The 3,808-nt window shown below is 73.0% G+C and carries 3 protein-coding genes and 1 pseudogene; all 4 read left to right on the top strand.

The window, feature by feature from the left end:
- Positions 1 to 151, top strand: a pseudogene (locus HII36_RS58460) (FAD binding domain-containing protein); the annotation flags it as partial.
- Positions 152 to 154: 3 nt separating this feature from the next.
- Complete coding sequence (locus tag HII36_RS53895; RefSeq protein ID WP_173531154.1) at positions 155 to 628, top strand: (2Fe-2S)-binding protein; 474 nt, start codon at positions 155 to 157, stop codon at positions 626 to 628.
- The gene (locus tag HII36_RS53890) at positions 625 to 2,973 is read left to right on the top strand and encodes an aerobic carbon-monoxide dehydrogenase large subunit (protein WP_173531153.1); all 2,349 of its coding nucleotides are present in this window, start codon (positions 625 to 627) and stop codon (positions 2,971 to 2,973) included. The genes HII36_RS53895 and HII36_RS53890 overlap by 4 nt, the downstream gene beginning before the upstream one ends.
- A 95-nt stretch (positions 2,974 to 3,068) precedes the next feature.
- Entirely contained in the window at positions 3,069 to 3,773 is a 705-nt protein-coding gene (locus HII36_RS53885; RefSeq protein WP_217371106.1) for an XdhC family protein, read from the top strand.
- The last annotated feature ends 35 nt before the right edge of the window (positions 3,774 to 3,808 follow it).

The raw sequence follows: 3,808 nt of genomic DNA, 5'->3' as shown, positions 1-3,808 counted from the left end.
CGCGACCGGCGAGACGTTCGCCGAGGCGGCCGCGATCGCCGCCGCGCACTGCGACCCGCGCGCCGACCAGCGCGGCCCGGCCGACTACAAGCGGCACTTGGCCGCGGAACTGACCAGGCGGGCGCTGGTCGCCGCGGCGGAGAGGATCTGACCCATGCTGATCACGGTCTCGGTGAACGGCCAGCCGTACACCAGGGAGGTCGAGCCGCGGCTGCTGCTCGTCCACTTCCTGCGCGACGAGCTGGGCCTGACCGGCACGCACTGGGGGTGCGACACGTCCAACTGCGGCGTGTGCACGGTGCGGCTCGACGGCGTGCCGGTCAAGTCGTGCACGGTGCTGGCCGTCATGGCCGACGGGCACGAGGTGACCACGGTGGAGGGCCTGGAGCGCGACGGCGAGCTCGACACCGTGCAGAAGGCGTTCGTGGAGTGCCACGGCCTGCAGTGCGGCTTCTGCACGCCGGGCATGCTGCTGACCGCGCGCTGGCTGCTGGACAACCAGCCCGACCCGGACGAGGGCCAGATCCGCGAGGCCATCTCGGGCCAGCTGTGCCGGTGCACCGGCTACGAGAACATCGTCCGCTCGATCAAGTGGGCGGCCGACGCCGAAGCGGAGGCGAGGTCATGAGCTACGGACGCATGCAGCGCAAGGAGGACGCCCGCTTCATCCGGGGCCGCGGCAACTACGTGGACGACGTCCGGCTGCCCGGCATGCTGCACGGCGCGATCCTGCGCTCGCCGCACGCCCACGCCCGCATCGTCGCGATCGACACCTCGGCCGCCGAGGCGCACCCGAAGGTCAGGGCGGTCATCACCGGACAGACCCTGGCCGGGCTGAACCTGGCCTGGATGCCGACGCTGTCGCAGGACGTCCAGGCGGTGCTGGCCACCGACAAGGTGCGCTTCCAGGGCCAGGAGGTCGCGTTCGTGGTGGCCGAGGACGCCTACGCGGCCCGCGACGCGCTGGAGCTCATCGACGTCGAGTACGAGCCGCTGGAGCCGGTCGTGGACGCCAGGAAGGCGCTCGACCCCGGCGCCCCGGTGATCCGCGACGACCTGGAGGGCCGCACCGGCAACCACATCTTCGACTGGCAGGCCGGCGACAAGGACCGCACCGACGCGCTGTTCGCCCAGGCCGAGGTGACGGTCGCGCAGGACATGATCTACCCGCGGGTGCATCCGGCGCCGCTGGAGACGTGCGGCGCGGTGGCCGACTTCGACAAGGTCACCGGCAAGCTGACCGTCTGGTGCCCCACCCAGGCCCCGCACGCCCACCGGACGCTGTACGCGCTGGTGGCGGGCCTGCCCGAGCACAAGATCCGGGTGATCTCCCCGGACATCGGCGGCGGCTTCGGCGGCAAGGTCGGCATCTACCCGGGCTACGTGTGCGCGATCGTCGGCTCGATCGTCACCGGCAAGCCGGTCAAGTGGATGGAGGACCGCTCGGAGAACCTGATGAGCACCGCCTTCGCCCGCGACTACCACATGCGCGGCGAGGTGGCCGCGACGCGCGACGGGCGGATCCAGGCGATCCGGGTGAAGGTGCTGGCCGACCACGGCGCGTTCAACGGCACCGCCCAGCCGACCAAGTTCCCCGCCGGGTTCTTCCACGTCTTCTCCGGCTCCTACGACATCGAGGCCGCGCACTGCGAGGTCACCGGCGTCTACACGAACAAGGCGCCCGGCGGCGTGGCCTACGCCTGCTCCTTCCGCGTCACCGAGGCCGTCTACCTGGTCGAGCGCATGGTGGACGTGCTGGCCGCCGAGCTCGGCCTGGACCCGGCCGAGGTGCGGATGCGCAACCTGCTGCGGCCCGAGCAGTTCCCGTACACCTCGCCCACCGGCTGGGAGTACGACTCGGGCGACTACCCCAAGGCGCTGCGCCTGGCCATGGACATGATCGGCTACGACAAGCTGCGCGCCGAGCAGGCCGACAAGCGGGCCAGGGGCGAGCTGATGGGCATCGGCATCAGCTTCTTCACCGAGGCGGTCGGCGCGGGCCCGCGCAAGCACATGGACATCCTGGGCCTGGGCATGGCCGACGGCGCCGAGCTGCGGGTGCACCCGACGGGCAAGGCCGTGCTGCGGGTGTCGTGCCAGAGCCAGGGCCAGGGGCACGAGACCACGTTCGCCCAGATCGTCGGGCAGGAGCTGGGCATCCCGGCCGACGACGTGGAGGTGGTGCACGGCGACACCGACCAGACCCCGTTCGGGCTCGGCACGTACGGCTCGCGTTCCACGCCCGTCTCCGGCGCGGCGACGGCCATCGTGTCGAGGAAGGTGCGCGACCGGGCCAGGATCGTCGCGGCGGCCATGCTGGAGGCCGCGCCCGAGGACCTGGAGTGGGCCGACGGCCGGTGGTCGGTGGTGGGCGACCCGGCCAGCGGCAGGACGATGGCCGAGATCGCGCTGGCCGCGCACTCGAACCTGGAGCTGCCCGAGGGCGTCGAGGGGCATCTGGACGCGGTCACCGTCTACAACCCGCCCAACCTGACCTACCCGTTCGGCGCCTACATCTGCGCGGTGGACGTCGACCAGGCCACCGGCCAGGTGAAGGTGCGCAGGTTCGTGGCGGTGGACGACTGCGGCGTCCGCATCAACCCGATGATCGTCGAGGGGCAGATCCACGGCGGGCTGGCCGACGGGGTCGGCATGGCGCTCATGCAGGTGATGGCGTTCGACGAGGACGGCAACCACCTGGGCGCCTCCTTCATGGACTACCTGCTGCCGACCTCGATGGAATGCCCGTCGTGGGAGCTGGGCGAGACCGTCACGCCCTCGCCGACGCATCCCATCGGGGCCAAGGGCGTCGGCGAGTCGGCCACGGTGGGCTCGCCTGCGGCGGTGGTCAACGCGGTGGTCGACGCGCTGAAGCCGTACGGGGTGCGGCACGCCGACATGCCGCTGACCCCGGCCAACGTGTGGCGGACGATCTCCGGCGACCCGTTCCGCACGGACCTGGCGATCCCGTGAGCGAGTTCCTCGGCATGCCGGTTCCCCGTCGCCCGCGCGGCGGGGAGCCCGCTCACCACACCACGCGCGCAACGCCGGTGGCGGAGGTGACGGAGGTGACGGAGGTGACGGACCTGCCGTCCAGGCTGGCCGAGCTGCGTTCCGGGCGTGAGCCGTACGTGATGGCCACGGTGGTGCGCGCGCAGCGGCCGACCAGCGCGAAGGCGGGCGACCGCGCGCTGGTGCTGTCCGACGGCACCATCGAGGGGTTCGTCGGCGGCGTGTGCGCCACCGACACGGTGCGCGCGCAGAGCCTGCGCCTGCTCCAGCAGCGCCGTCCGGGCACGCTGCTGCGCATCACCCCCGAGGCGGACGCGCCGCGCGAGGAGGACGGCCTGATCGCGGTGGGCCAGCCGTGCCTGTCCGGCGGCACCCTGGAGATCTTCCTGGAGGCGGTGCTGCCGCCGGTGCTCGTCCGGGTGCACGGCGACGGGCCCATCGCCCGCGCCTTCGCCGAGGTCGGGCGGGCGATGGGCTACCAGGTGGAGTCGGGCGCCGCCCCGGGCGCGCCGATCGCCGCCGACACCGCGGCCGTGCTGGTGGCCTCGCACGGGGTGGCCGAGGAGCCGGTGCTGCGGGCGGCGCTGGCCGCCGGGGTGCCGTACGTCGGGCTGATCGCCAGCGGCAGGCGCGGCGCGGCCGTCCTGGCCGGGGTGGACGGCGGCGAGCGCGTCCACGTGCCGGCCGGCCTGGACATCGGCGCCAGGACGCCGGGCGAGGTCGCGGTCTCGGTGTACGCGGAGATCGTCCGGCTGCGCTGACTCTCCCGGGGCCGGGACCGGGCGCCGATGTCCAG

This window comes from Nonomuraea antri (assembly GCF_013283785.1).
Taxonomy (GTDB): Bacteria; Actinomycetota; Actinomycetes; order Streptosporangiales; family Streptosporangiaceae; genus Nonomuraea; species Nonomuraea antri.
The sequence above is the reverse complement of the archived record's forward strand: the minus strand, read 5'-3'. Positions and strand labels throughout refer to the sequence as shown.